Consider the following 16,994-nt stretch of genomic DNA (forward strand, 5'->3'; position numbering starts at 1 on the left):
ATACCGGGGTGTCATGATGGCGTCCGATGTGCACGGGTGCACCGGCTGGAGTGGGGCAAGGTACTTTCTTCAAACAGGAGCAGATGATGACTCGATCGGTTGTGAAATGGACGTCGCTGGCAGCGGCAACGGCATGCATGATGGCCCTGGCCGCACCGGCCCAGGCGCAAGACACCAAAATCGTGCTGGGCATGTCCGGCTGGACGGGCTTTGCGCCGCTCACGCTGGCCGACAAGGCAGGCATCTTCAAGAAGAACGGCCTGGATGTGGAGATCAAGATGATCCCGCAGAAGGACCGCCACCTCGCCCTGGCCTCCAAGTCCATCCAGTGCGCCGCCACCACGGTCGAGACGCATGTGGCGTGGAACGCCAACGGCGTGCCTATCGTGCAGATCTTTCAGATGGACAAGTCCTACGGCGCTGACGGCATTGCAGTGCGTGGCGACATCAAGGGTTTTGCTGACCTCAAGGGCAAGACCATTGGCGTGGATGCGCCCGGCACGGCCCCGTACTTTGGCCTGGCCTGGATGCTGAGCAAGAACGGCATGAGCCTCAAGGACGTGAAGACCACCACGCTGTCGCCCCAGGCGGCCGCGCAGGCCTTTGTGGCGGGCCAGAACGATGCCGCCATGACCTACGAGCCCTACCTGTCTACCGTGCGCAACAACCCTGCCTCGGGCAAGATTTTGGCCACCACGCTCGACTACCCCATGGTGATGGACACCGTGGGCTGCGACCCCACCTGGCTCAAGGCCAACGGCAAGGCTGCGCAGGCGCTGGCCAACTCGTACTTCCAGGCGCTCGACATGATCAAGGCCGACCCGACCAAGTCCAACGAAATCATGGGCGCCGCTGTCAAGCAGACGGGCGAGCAGTTCGCCAAGTCGTCGGCCTTCCTGCGCTGGCAGGACAAGGCGGCCAACCAGAAGTTCTTTGCGGGCGAACTGACCACGTTCATGAAGGACGCTACGGCCATCCTGCTGGAGGCCGGCATCATCCGCAAGGCCAACGAAGACCTGTCGGTGACGTTTGACGCGAGCTTCATCAAGTAAATAGACGGAAGAAGAGCGCTCCATGTCCGCCGTGCAACCCCTGTCCGTTACCGAGCCAAAACCCGAGCAAAAAGCCGGACCACATGCCCCCGCGCGCCGGCGCTCGCTGGCCCCGCTGGAGCCTGTGAGCAGCAGCGCCCGCTGGATGCTCGGGCTGGCCTTCTTCGTCGTGTTCGTGGCGGTGTGGGCGTTCTTCACGTTGGGCGGCTTCGTGTCGCCCACCTTCCTGGCCAGCCCCGTCACCATGGTGAAGGAAGGCTGGCTGCTGTTCACCGAGTACGGCTTCATCAAAGACATCGGCATGACCATCTGGCGTGTGGTCGGTGGCTTCATCCTGGCCGCCATCATTGCCGTGCCGCTGGGCATTGCGATGGGTGCGTACAAGGGCATCGAGGCGTTCTTTGAGCCCTTCGTCTCGTTTTGCCGCTACCTGCCTGCGTCGGCCTTCATCCCGCTGTTGATCCTGTGGGCCGGGATTGGCGAGGCGCAGAAGATCCTGGTCATCTTCATCGGTTCGGTCTTCCAGATCACGCTGATGGTGGCCGTCACCGTGGGTGGTGCGCGGCGCGACCTGGTGGAAGCTGCTTACACCCTGGGCGCGGGCCACAAGGGCATCGTCACGCGCGTGCTCATCCCTGGCGCGGCGCCCGAGATCGCCGAGACCCTGCGCCTGGTATTGGGCTGGGCGTGGACCTATGTGATCGTGGCCGAGCTGATCGGCTCGTCCAGCGGTATCGGCCACATGATCACCGACAGCCAGTCGCTGCTTAACACCGGGCAGATTATCTTCGGCATCATCATCATCGGCCTCATCGGGCTGGTGTCCGACTTCGCCTTCAAGGCGCTCAACCACCGTCTGTTTGCCTGGAGTTTTGTGCGATGAGCAGCGTATCCATCCAAGCCGTCTCGCGTGTCTTCGAGACTGCCAAAGGCCAGCGCACGCAGGCGCTGCAGCCGGTCGATTTCGAGGTGAAGGACAACGACTTCGTGACTATCCTGGGCCCCTCGGGCTGTGGCAAGTCCACGCTGCTGCGCATCGTGGCGGGGCTGGACCACGCCACCAGCGGCCGCGTGCTGCTGGATGGGGTGCCCGTCGAAGGCCCCGGCGCCGACCGCGGCATGGTGTTCCAGAGCTACACGCTGTTCCCCTGGCTCACCATCGAGCAGAACATCCGCTTTGGCCTGCGCGAGCGGGGTATGCCCGAGGCACAGCAAAAGGAACGCGCTGCGTACTTCATCGCCAAGGTCGGCCTGCGCGGCTTCGAGCAGCACTTTCCAAAGCAGCTGTCGGGCGGCATGCAACAGCGTACCGCCATTGCGCGCGCACTGGCCAACGACCCCAAGATTTTGCTGATGGACGAGCCCTTCGGCGCGCTCGACAACCAGACCCGCGTGCTCATGCAGGAGCTGCTGCTGGGCATCTGGGAGGCCGAGCGCAAGACCGTGCTCTTCGTCACCCACGACATCGACGAAGCCATCTTCATGGCCAACCGCGTCGCCGTGTTCAGCGCCCGGCCCGGCCGCATCAAGGCCGAGCTGGCGGTGGACCTGCCGCACCCGCGCCATTACACGATCAAGACCAGCCCCGAGTTCATGGACCTCAAGGCCCGGTTGACCGAGGAGATTCGCGCAGAATCCATGGCTGCCGATTTGCACTGACCCCTGACCTGCCCATGCCTGCCCGTTCTCCTCGCCGCCCCGCAGTTTCTGCCAAAGCCCGCTCTACCACTGCGCCTGCTGCGCGGGCCCCGGTTGCATCGCCTGCCCGTGCGCCTGCCACATCTTCGCGGGCGGACAAGCCCCGGGCTGCGGCGCCTGCGCCCGCAGCCACCCAGGCCATGGCGTTGTACGAGCAGGTCAAAGATTTCATCGCCCGCAAGATCCAGGAGGGCGCCTGGCGCGCGGGGGACCGGCTGCCGTCCGAGAGCGAGCTGGTCACCCAGTTCGGCATCTCGCGCATGACGGTAAACCGCGCTTTGCGCGAACTGGTAGAGCAGGGCCGCATCGTGCGCGTGGCCGGGGTGGGCAGCTTTGTGGCCGAAGACAAGCCCCAGTCCACACTGCTGCAGATTGCCAACCTGGCCAGCGAGATTCGCCAGCGCGGGCACGACTACCGCTGCGATGTGCTGGCGGTCGATCGTGTGTCGGCCTCGCTCGAGGTGGCTGCGGCGCTGGATTTGCGCACGGGCGAGTCGGTGTTCCATTCGCTGTGCGTGCACCGTGAAGACGGTCTGCCGGTGCAGTTGGAAGACCGCCACGTCAACCCCCGCCAGGTTCCGCAATTTGCGGTGCAAGACTTTACGCAATTGCAGCCGTCCGAATATCTAGTGCGCAACGTGCCGTTTGACCAGGTCGAACATGTGGTCGATGCCGTCATGCCCACCGCTGAGCAAGCGGCGCTGCTGGAGATGCCTGCGACTGAGCCCTGCCTACTTCTCACGCGGCGCACCTGGTCGCGTGGCGTGCCCATCACGGTGGTGCGCTGCTTGCACCCGGCATCACGCTACCGGCTGGGCAGCCGCTTTCGGGCCGACGGCAACCCGGCCGCAGGCTGAGAGCGGCTCACAAAACTCCCCTGGCGTCGTTGTCTCGCCTTGTCGTACGCTTGTACTGCCTGCGGCGAAACGCCTAGCCAGGGACGCTTTGCTGAGTTTTGTGAGCCGCTCTGAATCTGCCCCGCAGCCGCCACTGCAGGTTTCACCTCTTTTCAAATACCGATTTTTCGCTGATACTAACCTGTATATACAGGATGAGACTTATGACCACTTCCGCACCTTTGGCCTCCCATTCCCCCGCCGCCATCAAGCTGGTGCCGGGCTCCGTCACCCTGGCAACGCTGCGCCGCATCCATGCAGGCGGCGTGGCCTTGCAGCTGGACGGGGGTGCCCTCGCAGGGATGCAGGCCGCTCAGGCCGTGGTGCAGCGCATCGTGGACGAGGACCAGGTGGTCTACGGCATCAACACCGGCTTTGGCAAGCTGGCCAGCACCAAGATTGCCCACGACCGCTTGGCCGAACTGCAGCGCAACCTGGTGCTGTCACACAGCGTGGGCACGGGCGATGCGCTGCCCGACGGCGTGGTGCGCCTTATCCTGGCCACCAAGGCGGTGAGTCTGGCACGCGGCCACTCGGGTATTCGCCCCGCCATCGTGGATGCACTGCTGGCCTTGGCCAATGCCAATGTGCTGCCGGTGATTCCCGCCAAGGGCTCGGTGGGGGCGTCAGGCGACCTGGCGCCGCTGGCGCACCTGTCGTGCGTGTTGATTGGCGAAGGGCAGGCCAAGGTGAACGGCCAGGTGGTGTCGGGCGCAGAAGCCATGCGCTCCATCGGTTTGCAGCCCTTTGTGCTGGGCCCCAAGGAAGGGTTGGCTTTGCTCAACGGCACCCAGGTGTCTACCGCACTGGCGCTGGCCGGGCTGTTTGGGGCTGAGAACGTGCTGGCCGCAGGCCTGGTGGCGGGCTGTCTGTCGCTCGAAGCCATCAAGGGCTCGGTCAAGCCGTTCGATGCCCGCATCCACGAGGCGCGGGGCCAGCTCGGCCAGATCGCCGTGGCGGCCGCCGTGCGCGGGCTGCTGGAGGGCAGCGAAATCGACCCATCGCACCCCAATTGCGGGCGGGTGCAAGACCCATACTCCATCCGCTGCGTGCCGCAGGTGATGGGCGCGTGCCTGGACAACCTGCAGCATGCTGCACGCGTGCTGCGCATCGAGGCCAATGCCGCATCGGACAACCCGCTGGTGTTCACGGACACGGGTGAAGTCATCTCTGGCGGCAACTTCCACGCCGAGCCCGTGGCCTTTGCAGCCGACATCATTGCGCTGGCCGTGGCCGAGATCGGCGCCATCTCCGAGCGCCGCATGGCCCTGCTGCTCGATACGGGCCTGTCGGGCCTGCCAGCCTTCTTGATCCGAGACAGCGGGGTGAACTCCGGCTTCATGATTGCCCAGGTCACTGCCGCCGCACTGGCCGCCGAGAACCAGTGCCTGGCCAACCCCAGCAGCGTGACCAGCCTGCCCACCTCCGCCAACCAGGAGGACCATGTCTCCATGGCCACCTATGGCGCCCGCCGCCTGGCCGACATGGTGAACAACACCGCGGTGGTGGTGGGCGTGGAGGCTATGGCTGCCGCGCAGGGCATGGAGTTCGATAGATCGCTGAAATCCTCGCCCCTGATCGAAGCGCAATTCGCCGCCATCCGCCAGCGCGTGTCCTTCTTGGAGCAAGACCGCTACCTGGCCCCGGACATCGACGCCATGCGCGAGTGGGCTCTGCAGGCCGATTGGCCCGCACCGCTGCGCGCCTGCCAGCCCAGCCACGCCTGATAGGCATCACCCCTTCTAGCCACATACCCCAGGAGCCCACCATGAACGCCAACGACGCCATCATTGCTGCAGCAGCTTCCGCCAACACCGACCCCCGCCACGACGCCAGCCGCGTGATCCGCGCGCCGTGTGGCAGCCAGCTCACCTGCAAGAGCTGGCTCACCGAAGCGGCCTATCGCATGATCCAGAACAACCTGGACGCCGAAGTGGCCGAGCGCCCGCAGGACCTGGTGGTGTACGGCGGCATCGGCCGCGCCGCACGCAACTGGGAGTGTTATGACCAGATCCTCGCGTCGCTCAAGGACCTGAACGACGACGAGACCCTGCTCATCCAGTCCGGCAAGCCCGTGGGCGTGTTCAAGACCCACGCCAACGCACCCCGCGTGCTGCTGGCCAACAGCAACCTGGTGCCCAAGTGGGCCAACTGGGAGCACTTCAGCGAGCTGGACCAAAAGGGCCTGTTCATGTACGGCCAGATGACGGCGGGCAGCTGGATCTACATCGGCACGCAGGGCATCGTGCAGGGCACCTACGAGACCTTTGCCGAAGCAGGTCGCAAGCACTACGGCGGCTCGCTGGAAGGCAAGTGGATTCTGACCGCCGGTCTGGGCGGCATGGGCGGCGCGCAGCCGCTGGCCGCCACTTTTGCGGGCGCGGTGTCGCTCAACATCGAATGCCAGCAAAGCAGCATCGACTTCCGCCTGCGCACACGCTACGTGGACAAGCAGGCACGCGACATCGACCATGCGTTCGAGCTGATTCAGCAGCACACGGCTGCCAAAGAGGCCGTGTCGATTGCCCTGCTGGGCAATGCCGCAGAGATCCTGCCCGAGCTGGTGCGCCGCGCCAAGGCCGGTGGCCTCAAGCCCGACCTGGTGACCGACCAGACCTCGGCCCACGACCTCGTCAACGGCTACTTGCCTGCAGGCTGGACGGTGGCCCAGTGGCGCGCCGCGCAGCAGGACGTGACGCAGCACGAGGTGCTGAAGAAGGCGGCAGCCAAGTCCTGCGCCGTGCATGTGCAGGCCATGCTCGACTTCCAGCACATGGGCATCCCGGTGGTGGACTACGGCAACAACATTCGCCAGGTGGCGTTTGACGAAGGCGTGAAGAACGCATTCGACTTCCCCGGCTTTGTGCCCGCCTACATCCGTCCGCTGTTTTGCGAAGGCAAGGGCCCGTTCCGCTGGGTGGCGCTGTCGGGCGACCCGGAGGACATCCGCAAGACCGACGCCAAGATCAAGGAGCTGTTCCCCGCGAACAAACACGTGCACCGCTGGCTCGACATGGCGGGTGAGCGCATCGCCTTCCAGGGTCTGCCCGCGCGCATCTGCTGGCTGGGCCTGGGCGAGCGCCACATCGCGGGCCTGGCCTTCAACGAGATGGTCAAGAGCGGCGAGCTGAAGGCCCCCATCGTCATCGGCCGCGACCACCTGGACACCGGCAGCGTGGCCAGCCCCAACCGCGAGACCGAAGGCATGCGCGACGGCACTGACGCCGTGAGCGACTGGCCGCTGCTCAACGCGCTGCTCAACACCGCAGGCGGCGCCACCTGGGTCAGCCTGCACCACGGCGGTGGCGTGGGCATGGGCTACTCGCAGCACTCGGGCATGGTCATCGTGGCCGACGGCACCGACGCCGCAGCCGAGCGCCTGGCGCGCGTGCTGGTCAATGACTGCGGCAGCGGCGTGATGCGCCATGCCGACGCGGGCTATGAACTGGCGGTGGAAACGGCCAAGAAGCAGGGGCTGAAGCTGCCGATGGTGAAGTGACGGGGAAGAGGGTCATGACAAGGGTGTGAAAAAAGGGAACTGCATTCCCATTTGCTGGGAATTGTGGGTTTGAATGCCGCAGCAATCCTTTGATACTGAGCCCATGCCCACCCGTGGACCGACCTCCGTTACTGCTGCCGACCGTGTTCTGCACGTGCTGGCGGTGCTGGCGCAGCACGGCCAGCCCATGTCGGCTGCCGAGCTGGTGGAGGCCACGGGCCTGGCCCGCAGCACGCTGTACCGGCAACTCGCGCGGCTCAAGCTGTGGGGTTTTGTGCTGGAGAGCAGCGGGCACTACGCGCCCGGGCCGCTCAGCCTGCAACTGGCCCTGGGCTTTGACATGGCGTCGCACCTGGTGCACCACGCGCGGCCGGACATGCAGGCCCTGGCCCGGCAGTCCCACGAAAGCGTGGGGCTGGTGGTGGCCGTGAATGACAGCGTGGTGTGCCTGGACATGGTGGACAGCACGCAGGCCCTGCGCTGCTCGTTTGAAAAAGGGCGCAGCGTGCCGCTGCGCGCGGGCGCCTCGGCCAAATGCCTGCTCGCCCATGTGGCCCCGGCCACGCGCAACGCCATTCTGGACCTGCACTACGGCGCAGGCACCACCGAGCGCCAGGCCGCGCTGACCGAGCTGGAAGGCATTGCCAAGGCGGGTTACGCCGTCAGCTCTGGCGAGGTGGATGCCGGTGTTTGGGGCGTCAGCGTGCCCGTGTTCGGTTCTCCCCGGCAGGCCGCCGGGGCCATCACGCTGATGGCCCCGATCTTGCGTGCCCAGGGGCAGCAGGTCGCGCTCACCGGCATGGCCGTCGTCGCCGCAGCGCGTATTTCCCGCCAGCTCACTTCCCCTTGATTTCCCCCACCCCTCCTCAGGAGATTTTCCCATGAACCTTCGTCGCAACCTTCTTCTGGCCAGCCTGGCCGCCGCAGCTTTTTGCACCACGGGTGCGCAGGCGCAAGACAACGTGCTGCGTGTGGGCACTGATGCCACGTTTCCGCCCATGGAGTTTGTCGAGAACGGCAAACGCACGGGCTTTGATGTTGAGCTGGTGGAAGCGATTGCCAAGTCGATGGGCAAGCAGGTCGAATGGGTGGACATCGACTTCAAGGGGCTGATTCCCGGCCTGATCTCCAAGCGTTTTGATATGGCGGTATCGGCCATCTACATCACCGACGAGCGCAAGAAGGTGGTGGACTTCACCGACTCCTACTACGCGGGCGGCCTGGTGGTGATGGTGAAGGCCGACAACAAGGCCATCAACAAGCTCGCCGACCTGGACGGCAAGAAGGTCAGCGTGCAGGTGGGCACCAAGTCGGTGGCGTACCTGACCGAGAAATTCCCCAAGGTGCAGCGCGTTGAGGTTGAAAAGAACCAGGAGATGTTCAACCTCGTGGACATCGGCCGCGCGGACGCTGCAGTGACGGGTAAGCCCGCCGCCTTCCAGTACGTGCGCACCCGCCCGGGTCTGCGTGTGCTCGATGAGCAGCTCACCACCGAGGAATACGGCATGGCCCTGCGCAAGGACACGCCCGAGCTGACGAAGGCCGTCAACGGTGCCATCACCAAGCTCAAGGCCGATGGCACCTATGCGGCCATCGTCAAGAAGTGGTTCAGCAACAGCGCTGCCAAGTAAACAGCAACCTAACGTTGCCGAACTGAGCCATGGAACTCGATTTTTCTCCTGTCTGGGCCGGGGTGCCCCAGTTGCTGGCGGGCGCGCTGGTCACCGTGGAAATCACGGCCGCCTCGCTGCTGCTGGGCTGCGTCATGGGCCTGCTGGTGGGCATTGGCCGCCTGAACCCCAAGCGCCGGGTGGTCTACGCCCTGTGCACCGCCTACGTGGCTGCGATCCGCGGCACGCCGCTGCTGGTGCAGCTGTTCATCCTGTTCTTTGGTCTGCCGCAGTTCGGCATCTTGTTGCCCGCTTTTGTGTGTGGCGTGATCGGCCTGGGCATCTATTCGGGCGCCTATGTGTCCGAGGTGGTGCGCGGCGCCATCCAGTCCATCGACAAGGGGCAGATGGAGGCGGCGCGCTCCATCGGCATGTCCTCGGGCCTGGCCATGCGCACCGTGGTGCTGCCACAGGCTGTGGTGCGCATGATTCCGCCACTGGGCAATGAGTTCATCGCGCTGATCAAGAACTCGGCGCTGGTGTCGCTGCTCACCATCCACGACCTGATGCACGAAGGGCAGAAGATCATCAGTGTGTCGTATCGCTCGCTGGAGGTGTACCTGGCGATTGCGGTGGTGTATTTCATCCTCACGGGTGTCACTTCGTTGGTGCTGCGCCGCATGGAGCTGCGCCTGCGTGCCGGGGGGATGGTGCAATGAAGAAAAATTCTGTGATGACTGGAGCAAGCCAATCCGCCGAGCCCATCGTGCGCATTCGCGGACTGCGCAAGTCGTTTGGCAGCCATGTAGTGCTGAACGGCATCGACTTTGACGTGCTGCCGTCGCAGGTGGTGGTGGTCATCGGGCCCAGCGGCTCGGGCAAGAGCACCTTCCTGCGCTGCTGCAATGGCCTGGAGCAGCCCGAGGGCGGCACGGTCGAGATCTGCGGCCGCACGCTGGTGCAGGACGGCCGCATGCTGCCTGACCATGACCTGAACGCCCTGCGCGAAGAGGTGGGCATGGTGTTCCAGTCGTTCAACCTGTTCCCGCACTTGTCGGTGCTCGACAACGTCACGCTGGGCCCGCGCAAGCTGCGTGGTCTCTCGCGCAAAGAGGCCGAGGATCGCGCCCAAGCGCTGTTGGCCAAGGTGGGCCTGGCGCACAAGGCGTTGGCCATGCCCGCCAGCCTGTCGGGCGGGCAAAAGCAGCGTGTGGCCATTGCCAGGGCGCTGGCCATGGAGCCGCGCGTGATGCTGTTCGACGAGCCCACGTCGGCGCTGGACCCGGAGCTGGTGGGCGAGGTGCTGCAGGTCATGAAGCTGCTGGCCAGCGAAGGCATGACCATGATGGTCGTGACGCACGAAATGGACTTTGCGCGCGAGGTGGGCGACGTGGTCGTGGTGATGGACGGCGGCGGCATCATCGAGGCCGGCGTGCCCGTCACCATCTTCACCAACCCCACGCAGGAGCGCACGCGCTCCTTCCTGCAGGCGGTGCTCACCCGCACCTGAGCCAGGGGGGCGCATCGTGGGCGACAACGGTTAACAACACACAAGGAGACGGCCTCGCATGCCCCCGTTTTTACCCGCCGTGGACCAGCGCCAGCAAGATCGCTTTCAACAGCACATTCAACAGCGTTTGCAGGCACGCCTGACCCCAGACGACATTGCCCGCTTTGACCGTGACGGCGCGCTGTGCATCCAGCAGCTGCTCACGCCCGAAGAAGTGGCGCTGCTGCGCGATGGCATCGATGCCAATCTGGCCGCGCCCAGCCCGCGCGCCAAGGTGGCCAGCCGGCCCGATGACCCGGGCCGCTTCTTCGAGGACTTTTGCAATTGGCAAGACATCCCGCAGTTTGGCCGCTTGGTGCACGAGACACCGCTGGCGCTGGCTGCGCAGCGCCTGATGCAGTCGCGCACCGTGCGGCTTTACCACGACCATGTGCTGGTGAAAGAGCCGGGCACGCGCCAGCGCACGCCATGGCACCAGGACCAGCCCTACTACAACATCGACGGCCAACAGAACATCAGCATGTGGATTCCGGTCGATCCGGTGTCGCGCGCAGCCACCCTTGAATTCGTGGCGGGTTCGCACAAGGGCCCCTGGCTCATGCCGCGCACCTTCATGGACAACCAGGCCCAGTGGTTCCCCGAAGGCAGCCTGCAGGACCTGCCGGATGTGGAGTCCCACCGCGACGCCTTTCCCATCGTGGGCTGGGAGATCGAGCCCGGCGACGTGGTGTGTTTTCACATGCTCACGCTGCATGCGGCGGGCGGGGTGGAGGGCCGCAACCGTCGCCGTGTGTTCTCGGTGCGATTCCTCGGCGACGACACGCGCCATGCGCCCCGGCCGTGGAAGACCTCACCCGAGTTTCCGGGCTTGGCCGATGAGCTGCCCGCCGGGGCCGAGATGAACCACCCGCTGTTCCCGCTGCTGGTGGATGGTGCGCCGACGCAGCGGGCTAACGCCGCATGATGGCGTTTTTTGACCTGAACGACCTGTCCCCTGTGCCCTGGAAGAACGGTGGCGGCAGCACGCAGGAGCTGGTGTGCTGGCCACCCGGAGCGGGCATGGACGGCTTTGAATGGCGTGTGAGCGTGGCCACCATTGCCACCCCCGGGCCTTTCTCGGCCTTCCCCGGGGTGGATCGGCAGATCATGCTGCTGGGGGGCGATGGCGTGCATCTGCAGGGTGCTGGTGGCCGTTGGGCACATACGCTGGACCAGCGTTGGCACCCGTTTGCCTTCTCGGGCGACGAGCCCGTGGATTGCCGCATGCGGGGTAGCACCTCGACCGACTTCAATCTCATGCTGCGCCGGGGCGCCTGGCGCGGCACGCTGCAAGTGGTGCGCGACGCGCAGCAGCTTGCCCACGCCCCTGCTGGCCTTTGTATGGTGCTGCAGGGCACCTGGGTTTTCTGCGGCGACGGTGGTAACCCGCGTTCGATGATGGCGGGGCAGGGGGCCTGGTGGGTCAATGGATCTGCCGAAGCCAATGGCAACGGCAACGGCAACGGCAATGGCAATGGCAATGGTGCGCAGGTGGGCGACGGCGGGGTTGCGAGCGCCCGCCTCGAACCCCTCGGTGACACGAGCGGTGTGCGGCAGCAAGGTGCAGACCCCGTTCTGGCCTTTGTGGCGCTGCAGCCTTTCATTTCGACAGAAATATGATTAAAACTGGCCGCTAGCGCTTTATTTATAAGCGCAAGCAGCTATTAATTGAGTAGCAAAAATATCCATGAACACATTGGCAAACCCGCAGATTCAGGGCGGGCTCTCCCGGCTTTCATCGGCCCCCATGGCGGACGGTGTCTGGTCGGGCTTGCGGCCCGTTGTCCCTTTGTGGGTGGCCGATGTGGCGGTGCCTGAGGGGCAACCCGCCAGCGTGGTGGTGCAAAGTGGCATGGTGCGCTGGGTGGGGCCGCACGCACAGTTGCCATCGACCTTCAGCGCCTTGCCCCGGTTTGACGGTCTGGGCGCCATCGCCACGCCCGGCCTGGTCGATTGCCACACCCATCTGGTCTACGGCGGCCAGCGCGCCAACGAATTCGCCATGCGCCTGGCGGGCGCCACGTATGAAGAAGTGGCCAAGGCGGGCGGGGGCATCGTGTCGTCGGTCAAGGCCACGCGCGAGGCGTCGGAGGACGAACTCTTTGCCTTGGCGACGCCGCGCCTGCAGGCTTTGCTGGCAGAAGGCGTGTGCGCCATCGAGATCAAGTCTGGCTACGGGCTGGCTTTGGCCCATGAGCGCAAGCAGCTGCGTGTGGCGCGCCGCCTGGGCGAGGCGTTCGGCGTGACGGTGCGCACCACCTTTCTCGGCGCGCATGCGTTGCCACCCGAGTACGCGGGCCGCAGCCAGGCGTACACCGACCTCGTCTGCCACGAGATGCTGCCCGCGCTGGTGGCCGAGGGCCTGGTGGATGCCGTCGATGTGTTTTGTGAACGCATCGCCTTCACCTTGGCGGAAACAGAGCAGGTGTTCCAGGCCGCGCAAAAGCTTGGCATCCCCGTTAAGCTGCACGCCGAGCAACTGTCAGACATGGGCGGCGCAGCGCTGGCTGCGCGCTATGGCGCGCTGTCGTGCGACCACATCGAACACCTGTCGGAGGGCGGCATTGCGGCCATGAAGGCCGCAGGCACCGTGGCCGTGCTGCTGCCCGGCGCCTACTACACGCTGCGCGACACGCACCTGCCGCCCATCGCGCAGTTGCGCGAAGCGGGCGTGCCCATGGCCGTCTCCACCGACCACAACCCCGGCACGTCGCCAGCGCTCAGCCTGCTGCTCATGGCCAACATGGCCTGCGCGCTGTTCCGCCTGACGGTGCCTGAGGCGCTGGCAGGCATCACCACCCATGCTGCGCGCGCATTGGGGCTGCAGGATTCGCAGGGGCTCATTGCGTCGGGCCGACCCGCCAATTTTGTGCTGTGGCCCGTGGGGGAGGCTGCAGAGTTGGCCTACTGGTTGGGTCACAAGCCCGCCTGCACCATCGTGCGCCAGGGCCGTGTGGCCGCCGACGGCCTGGGCATTCACACACACCAGGGAGTTCGCCATGGCGCTTGACGCTTCACACAGCCTTTTTGCGGCCGACGCGCTGCTGCCCATGGGCTGGGCGCGCAATGTGCTGGTGCAGTGGGATGGGGCGGGGCGCATTGGTGCGGTCACTGCGGATACCACCGCGCCACAGGGCGCCACGGTGGCTGCCGGGCCACTGCTGCCCGGTATGCCCAACCTGCATTCGCATGCGTTCCAGCGCGCGTTTGCCGGACTCACTGAATACCGGGGAGAAAGCCAGGACAGCTTCTGGAGCTGGCGCAACCTGATGTACCGCTTTGCTGCGCGCGTCACGCCGCAGTCGCTGCAGGCCATCGCCACCTGGCTGTATGTGGAGATGCTGGAGGCGGGCTACACCAGCGTGTGCGAGTTCCATTACGTGCACCACGACCAGGACGGCACGCCCTATGCCGACGATGCCACACTGTCGCTGGCGCTGCTGCGTGCGGCGCAGAGTGCGGGCATCGGCATCACGCTGCTGCCGGTGCTGTACCAGACCAGCGGCTTTGGCGCCAAGCCACCGCGTGCGGACCAGGCCCGCTTTATTCGCAGCACGGACAACATGCTCTCATTATTGGAGCGCCTTGCGCCCACTGCACAAGCGCAAGGGGCCGTTTTGGGCCTGGCGCCGCACTCGCTGCGCGCGGTGCCGCCCGACAGCCTGGCTGCCGCCGTGCAGGGCCTTACCGCCTTGAACCCGCAGGCTCCCATCCACATCCACATTGCCGAGCAGACGCAGGAGGTGGATGACTGTTTGGCTTGGAGTGGCCAGCGCCCTGTGCAGTGGCTGCTCGACCATGCCCCCGTGGACGCCCGCTGGTGCCTGGTGCACGCCACGCACATGACGCCGGATGAATACGCCGCTGCCGCACGCACGGGCGCCGTGGCAGGCATCTGTCCCACGACAGAAGCGAATCTGGGCGATGGCATTTTTGACATGCCACTGTGGCTGCAACACGGCGGCCGCTGGGGCGTGGGCTCGGATAGCCATGCCTGTGTGAACGCGGCCGAAGAGATGCAGATGCTGGAATACAGCCAGCGCCTGTCGCGGCGCCAGCGCAACGTGCTGGCCACTGCGGCGCAGCCCGAGGTGGCCACGGCCATGAGCTTGCAGGCCGTATTGGGTGGCGCGCAGGCCGCCGGGCGCGCCGTGGGTGGCCTGGCCGTGGGCCAGCAGGCCGACCTGGTGGTGCTGGACGCGCAGCATGTGGCGCTGCGTGATCTGCCTGCGCACAGCATGCTGTCGGCCCATGTGTTTGGCAGCCACCGCACTTCGGCCCTTGATAGCCTGTGGGCAGGTGGCGTGTGCCGTGTGTCCAAAGGCCGCCATGCGTTGCACGAGGCCGCCGCACGGGCCTTTGTGGTCGCGCGCTCTGCCACCATTGCACGCGACTGATCCCTTCCCCCTTTTTTCTGAATCTGCCATGACCAATACCGCCAATACCGCACCACCACCATCGTTCAATTTTTACCAGGGCACGCAGCCGCTACTGGTCTCCATGCCCCACGCAGGCACCTATGTGCCCCCGGCGCTGGCCGCTCGCTTCACGGAAGAAGCCCGCCAGGTGCCCGACACGGACTGGCACATGGAGCGCCTCTACGCCTTTGCCAAAGACATGGGGGCGTCCATCCTGGTGGCCACGCATTCGCGGTATGTGGTCGATCTGAACCGCCCGCCCGATGGCGCCAGCCTGTACCCTGGCCAGAGCGTCACCGGCCTGTGTCCGGTTGATACCTTTGACGACACACCCATCTACGCCAACGGTGATGTGCCAGATGACGCAGAGGTCGCTGGGCGGCGTGATGCGGTCTGGGCGCCGTACCACGCGCAACTGCGTGCCGAGCTGGACCGCATCCGCGCGCAGCACGGTGTGGCAATGCTGTGGGACGCCCATTCCATCCGCTCGGTGTTGCCGCGCTTCTTTGACGGCAAGCTGCCGGATCTGAACCTGGGCACGGCCAACGGCGAAAGCTGCGACCCTGCGTTGGCGCAAGAAGTGCTGTCGATTGCGAAGCAAGCCAGTGGGTATACGGCGGTGCTCAATGGCCGCTTCAAGGGCGGGCACATCACACGCACCTATGGCCAGCCGGGGCAGGGCGTGCATGCTATCCAGTTGGAGATGACCCAGTGCAGCTATATGCAAGAAGCATTGCCATTTGACTACCTGCCCGAGGTGGCAGCGGGCGTGCAGCCGCACCTGCGGCGCATGCTGGAGGCCGTGCTGGCGTTTGCCGCGCGCCAGGTTTCCAAGGGCTGACGGGTCTGGCCGGCACCGGCTATGAAGGGGGGCGCCCGGTGCACAGAGCGTTCGGTGCTACCATGCCTTGGGCGGACTGCTTCAGACCGCCAAGTGCGCCACACCCCTGCGGCGCCAAGCGGGAGGAGCCGCATCGCATGGACCCTACCGCTTATTACTACATGCCCCATTTCAAGCCTGGGGTTTCTGTGCAGTGGATGCAGCGCTACGAAACCGTGAGCCACGTGGTGATCAGGCGCAATATGCTCATGGTCTATCTGATCGGGCACGATTCGCCCGTGCATCCAGACGCGTTGCAACTTCAACCGACAGCGTTTCAGCTCACGCGGGCACCTGACCGGCTTTGACCATTAAGGCCTTGTGGGCCTGCTTTGCGCGAACGACGCCGTGCGCTGGCGTCGTTGGCTTCTTGTTCTCTTAGTGCATTGCCGTGAGTCAGGCGGATTGCTCTGCCATGGCCTCGCCCAAAGCAATGGCGCGTGTGGGCGCCCATTCGAGATTGAATTGCAGCGGCCCGCGCGGGAACAACATCACCACGGTGGAGCCCAGCAGAAAGCGACCCATCTCCTGTCCCTTTTCAAGACACACCTGGCCTTTGGGGTAGTCCCAGTGCCGCAATGTGCCGGTGCGCGGTGGGTTCACTTGGCCGTGCCACACCGTCGCCATGCTGCCGACGATGGTGGCCCCCACAAGCACCAGCACAAACGGGCCATGGTCAGATTCAAAGAAACACACCACACGCTCGTTGCGTGCAAAAAGGCCGGGCACGCCCCGGGCCGTGGTGGGGTTCACTGAAAAAAGATCACCCGGCACATGCACCATGCGTGTGAGCGCCCCCGCACAAGGCATGTGAATGCGGTGGTAGTCGCGGGGGCTCAGGTACAGCGTGGCGAAGTGGCCATCTTCAAAATGCGCGGCTTGCGCGGCATCACCCCCGAGCAGCGCGGTGGTGGAATAAGTGTGGCCCTTGGCCTGAAAAACCTGGTCCTTGGCGATGGGGCCAAAATGGCTGATAGCGCCGTCCACCGGGCAAATCAGGTCGGCACCCGCCAGGGGGCGGGCGCCCGGTTTCAGTGCCCGCGTGAAGAAGTCATTGAACGATGTATAGCTTGCAATATCGGGGTTGGCCGCCTCGGCCATGTTGACGTTGTAGCGGGTCACAAACCAGCGAATCACCGCGGTGGTGAGACGGCCCAGCCGGGCCGAAGCAAATTTGCCTGCCAGGGTGGTCAGGGCTTGCTTGGGCATGAGGTATTGCGGCAGTACAGCCAGGCGGTCAGACAAAACGTTCTTCCTGAGTCAATGGAGCGAACGATTCTAACGACGGGGGGTGTGGTGGCGACCCGGGTTTCCAAGGTGTTCGGGGGCTGTTGCTACAGGGGAGTGCCTGCTCGCACGCGCTGAATTCGTATGTGATAAATGTGAAATTTG

Annotated in this window: 17 protein-coding genes; 16 read left to right on the top strand and 1 reads right to left on the bottom strand. The window is 65.1% G+C overall.

Annotated features, from left to right (window positions below):
- Positions 1-86: 86 nt before the first annotated feature.
- From KI609_RS10880 to KI609_RS10955, 16 genes are all read left to right on the top strand, one after another.
- A complete protein-coding gene (locus KI609_RS10880) occupies positions 87-1,052 on the top strand; it encodes an ABC transporter substrate-binding protein (RefSeq protein WP_226449902.1) in 966 nt (321 codons plus the stop codon).
- A 22-nt stretch (positions 1,053-1,074) separates the two neighbouring features.
- Positions 1,075-1,935 (top strand): ABC transporter permease, encoded by an 861-nt coding sequence (locus KI609_RS10885; protein ID WP_146871949.1) that lies wholly within the window; start codon positions 1,075-1,077, stop codon positions 1,933-1,935.
- Positions 1,932-2,711, top strand: a complete 780-nt coding sequence (locus KI609_RS10890; RefSeq protein WP_226449905.1) for an ABC transporter ATP-binding protein — start codon at positions 1,932-1,934, stop codon at positions 2,709-2,711. Before KI609_RS10885 ends, KI609_RS10890 begins: the two co-directional genes overlap by 4 nt.
- 14 nt (positions 2,712-2,725) lie before the next feature.
- A complete protein-coding gene (gene hutC / locus KI609_RS10895) occupies positions 2,726-3,607 on the top strand; it encodes a histidine utilization repressor (protein ID WP_226449907.1) in 882 nt (293 codons plus the stop codon).
- A 203-nt stretch (positions 3,608-3,810) separates the two neighbouring features.
- Entirely contained in the window at positions 3,811-5,373 is a 1,563-nt protein-coding gene (gene hutH / locus KI609_RS10900; RefSeq protein ID WP_226449909.1) for a histidine ammonia-lyase, read from the top strand.
- A 41-nt stretch (positions 5,374-5,414) separates the two neighbouring features.
- Positions 5,415-7,145, top strand: coding sequence for a urocanate hydratase (gene hutU, locus KI609_RS10905; protein WP_226449911.1), 1,731 nt, complete (start codon positions 5,415-5,417; stop codon positions 7,143-7,145).
- A gap of 103 nt (positions 7,146-7,248) precedes the next feature.
- A complete protein-coding gene (locus tag KI609_RS10910) occupies positions 7,249-7,995 on the top strand; it encodes an IclR family transcriptional regulator (RefSeq protein WP_226449913.1) in 747 nt (248 codons plus the stop codon).
- A 31-nt stretch (positions 7,996-8,026) separates the two neighbouring features.
- Complete coding sequence (locus KI609_RS10915) at positions 8,027-8,776, top strand: transporter substrate-binding domain-containing protein (RefSeq protein ID WP_226449915.1); 750 nt, start codon at positions 8,027-8,029, stop codon at positions 8,774-8,776.
- 29 nt (positions 8,777-8,805) lie between these two features.
- Complete coding sequence (locus KI609_RS10920; RefSeq protein ID WP_226449918.1) at positions 8,806-9,474, top strand: amino acid ABC transporter permease; 669 nt, start codon at positions 8,806-8,808, stop codon at positions 9,472-9,474.
- Positions 9,475-9,488: 14 nt separating this feature from the next.
- A complete protein-coding gene (locus tag KI609_RS10925; protein WP_319003141.1) occupies positions 9,489-10,265 on the top strand; it encodes an amino acid ABC transporter ATP-binding protein in 777 nt (258 codons plus the stop codon).
- Positions 10,266-10,323: 58 nt separating this feature from the next.
- Positions 10,324-11,229 (top strand): phytanoyl-CoA dioxygenase family protein, encoded by a 906-nt coding sequence (locus KI609_RS10930; protein WP_226449920.1) that lies wholly within the window; start codon positions 10,324-10,326, stop codon positions 11,227-11,229.
- On the top strand, positions 11,226-11,924 hold the full coding sequence (locus tag KI609_RS10935; RefSeq protein ID WP_413463404.1) for a HutD family protein: 699 nt from the start codon (positions 11,226-11,228) through the stop codon (positions 11,922-11,924). Before KI609_RS10930 ends, KI609_RS10935 begins: the two co-directional genes overlap by 4 nt.
- A gap of 67 nt (positions 11,925-11,991) precedes the next feature.
- Positions 11,992-13,314 carry an imidazolonepropionase gene (gene hutI, locus KI609_RS10940; protein ID WP_226449922.1) on the top strand — a complete coding sequence of 441 codons (1,323 nt, stop codon included), beginning with the start codon at positions 11,992-11,994 and terminating at the stop codon, positions 13,312-13,314.
- On the top strand, positions 13,304-14,701 hold the full coding sequence (locus KI609_RS10945; RefSeq protein ID WP_226449924.1) for a formimidoylglutamate deiminase: 1,398 nt from the start codon (positions 13,304-13,306) through the stop codon (positions 14,699-14,701). The genes hutI and KI609_RS10945 overlap by 11 nt, the downstream gene beginning before the upstream one ends.
- Positions 14,702-14,729: 28 nt before the next feature.
- Positions 14,730-15,563, top strand: a complete 834-nt coding sequence (gene hutG, locus KI609_RS10950; RefSeq protein WP_226449926.1) for an N-formylglutamate deformylase — start codon at positions 14,730-14,732, stop codon at positions 15,561-15,563.
- 137 nt (positions 15,564-15,700) lie between these two features.
- Positions 15,701-15,910, top strand: coding sequence for a hypothetical protein (locus KI609_RS10955; protein WP_226449928.1), 210 nt, complete (start codon positions 15,701-15,703; stop codon positions 15,908-15,910).
- An 88-nt stretch (positions 15,911-15,998) separates the two neighbouring features.
- On the opposite strand, the gene asd is transcribed toward KI609_RS10955, so the two are convergent.
- Positions 15,999-16,847 carry an archaetidylserine decarboxylase gene (asd, locus tag KI609_RS10960; RefSeq protein WP_226449930.1) on the bottom strand — a complete coding sequence of 283 codons (849 nt, stop codon included), beginning with the start codon at positions 16,845-16,847 and terminating at the stop codon, positions 15,999-16,001.
- Positions 16,848-16,994: the final 147 nt, after the last annotated feature.

The sequence above is a fragment of the Acidovorax radicis genome (assembly GCF_020510705.1).
GTDB lineage: Bacteria > Pseudomonadota > Gammaproteobacteria > Burkholderiales > Burkholderiaceae_C > Acidovorax > Acidovorax radicis_A.

Coding starts and splice junctions, on each gene's coding strand:
- hutC (WP_226449907.1), top strand. CDS start 2,726: ATGCCTGCCCGTTCTCCTCGCCGCCCCGCAGTTTCTGCCAAAGCCCGC.
- hutH (WP_226449909.1), top strand. CDS start 3,811: ATGACCACTTCCGCACCTTTGGCCTCCCATTCCCCCGCCGCCATCAAG.
- hutI (WP_226449922.1), top strand. CDS start 11,992: ATGAACACATTGGCAAACCCGCAGATTCAGGGCGGGCTCTCCCGGCTT.
- KI609_RS10880 (WP_226449902.1), top strand. CDS start 87: ATGACTCGATCGGTTGTGAAATGGACGTCGCTGGCAGCGGCAACGGCA.
- KI609_RS10915 (WP_226449915.1), top strand. CDS start 8,027: ATGAACCTTCGTCGCAACCTTCTTCTGGCCAGCCTGGCCGCCGCAGCT.
- KI609_RS10935 (WP_413463404.1), top strand. CDS start 11,226: ATGATGGCGTTTTTTGACCTGAACGACCTGTCCCCTGTGCCCTGGAAG.
- hutU (WP_226449911.1), top strand. CDS start 5,415: ATGAACGCCAACGACGCCATCATTGCTGCAGCAGCTTCCGCCAACACC.
- KI609_RS10945 (WP_226449924.1), top strand. CDS start 13,304: ATGGCGCTTGACGCTTCACACAGCCTTTTTGCGGCCGACGCGCTGCTG.
- KI609_RS10955 (WP_226449928.1), top strand. CDS start 15,701: ATGGACCCTACCGCTTATTACTACATGCCCCATTTCAAGCCTGGGGTT.
- KI609_RS10920 (WP_226449918.1), top strand. CDS start 8,806: ATGGAACTCGATTTTTCTCCTGTCTGGGCCGGGGTGCCCCAGTTGCTG.
- KI609_RS10890 (WP_226449905.1), top strand. CDS start 1,932: ATGAGCAGCGTATCCATCCAAGCCGTCTCGCGTGTCTTCGAGACTGCC.
- KI609_RS10930 (WP_226449920.1), top strand. CDS start 10,324: ATGCCCCCGTTTTTACCCGCCGTGGACCAGCGCCAGCAAGATCGCTTT.
- KI609_RS10910 (WP_226449913.1), top strand. CDS start 7,249: ATGCCCACCCGTGGACCGACCTCCGTTACTGCTGCCGACCGTGTTCTG.
- KI609_RS10925 (WP_319003141.1), top strand. CDS start 9,489: ATGACTGGAGCAAGCCAATCCGCCGAGCCCATCGTGCGCATTCGCGGA.
- hutG (WP_226449926.1), top strand. CDS start 14,730: ATGACCAATACCGCCAATACCGCACCACCACCATCGTTCAATTTTTAC.
- KI609_RS10885 (WP_146871949.1), top strand. CDS start 1,075: ATGTCCGCCGTGCAACCCCTGTCCGTTACCGAGCCAAAACCCGAGCAA.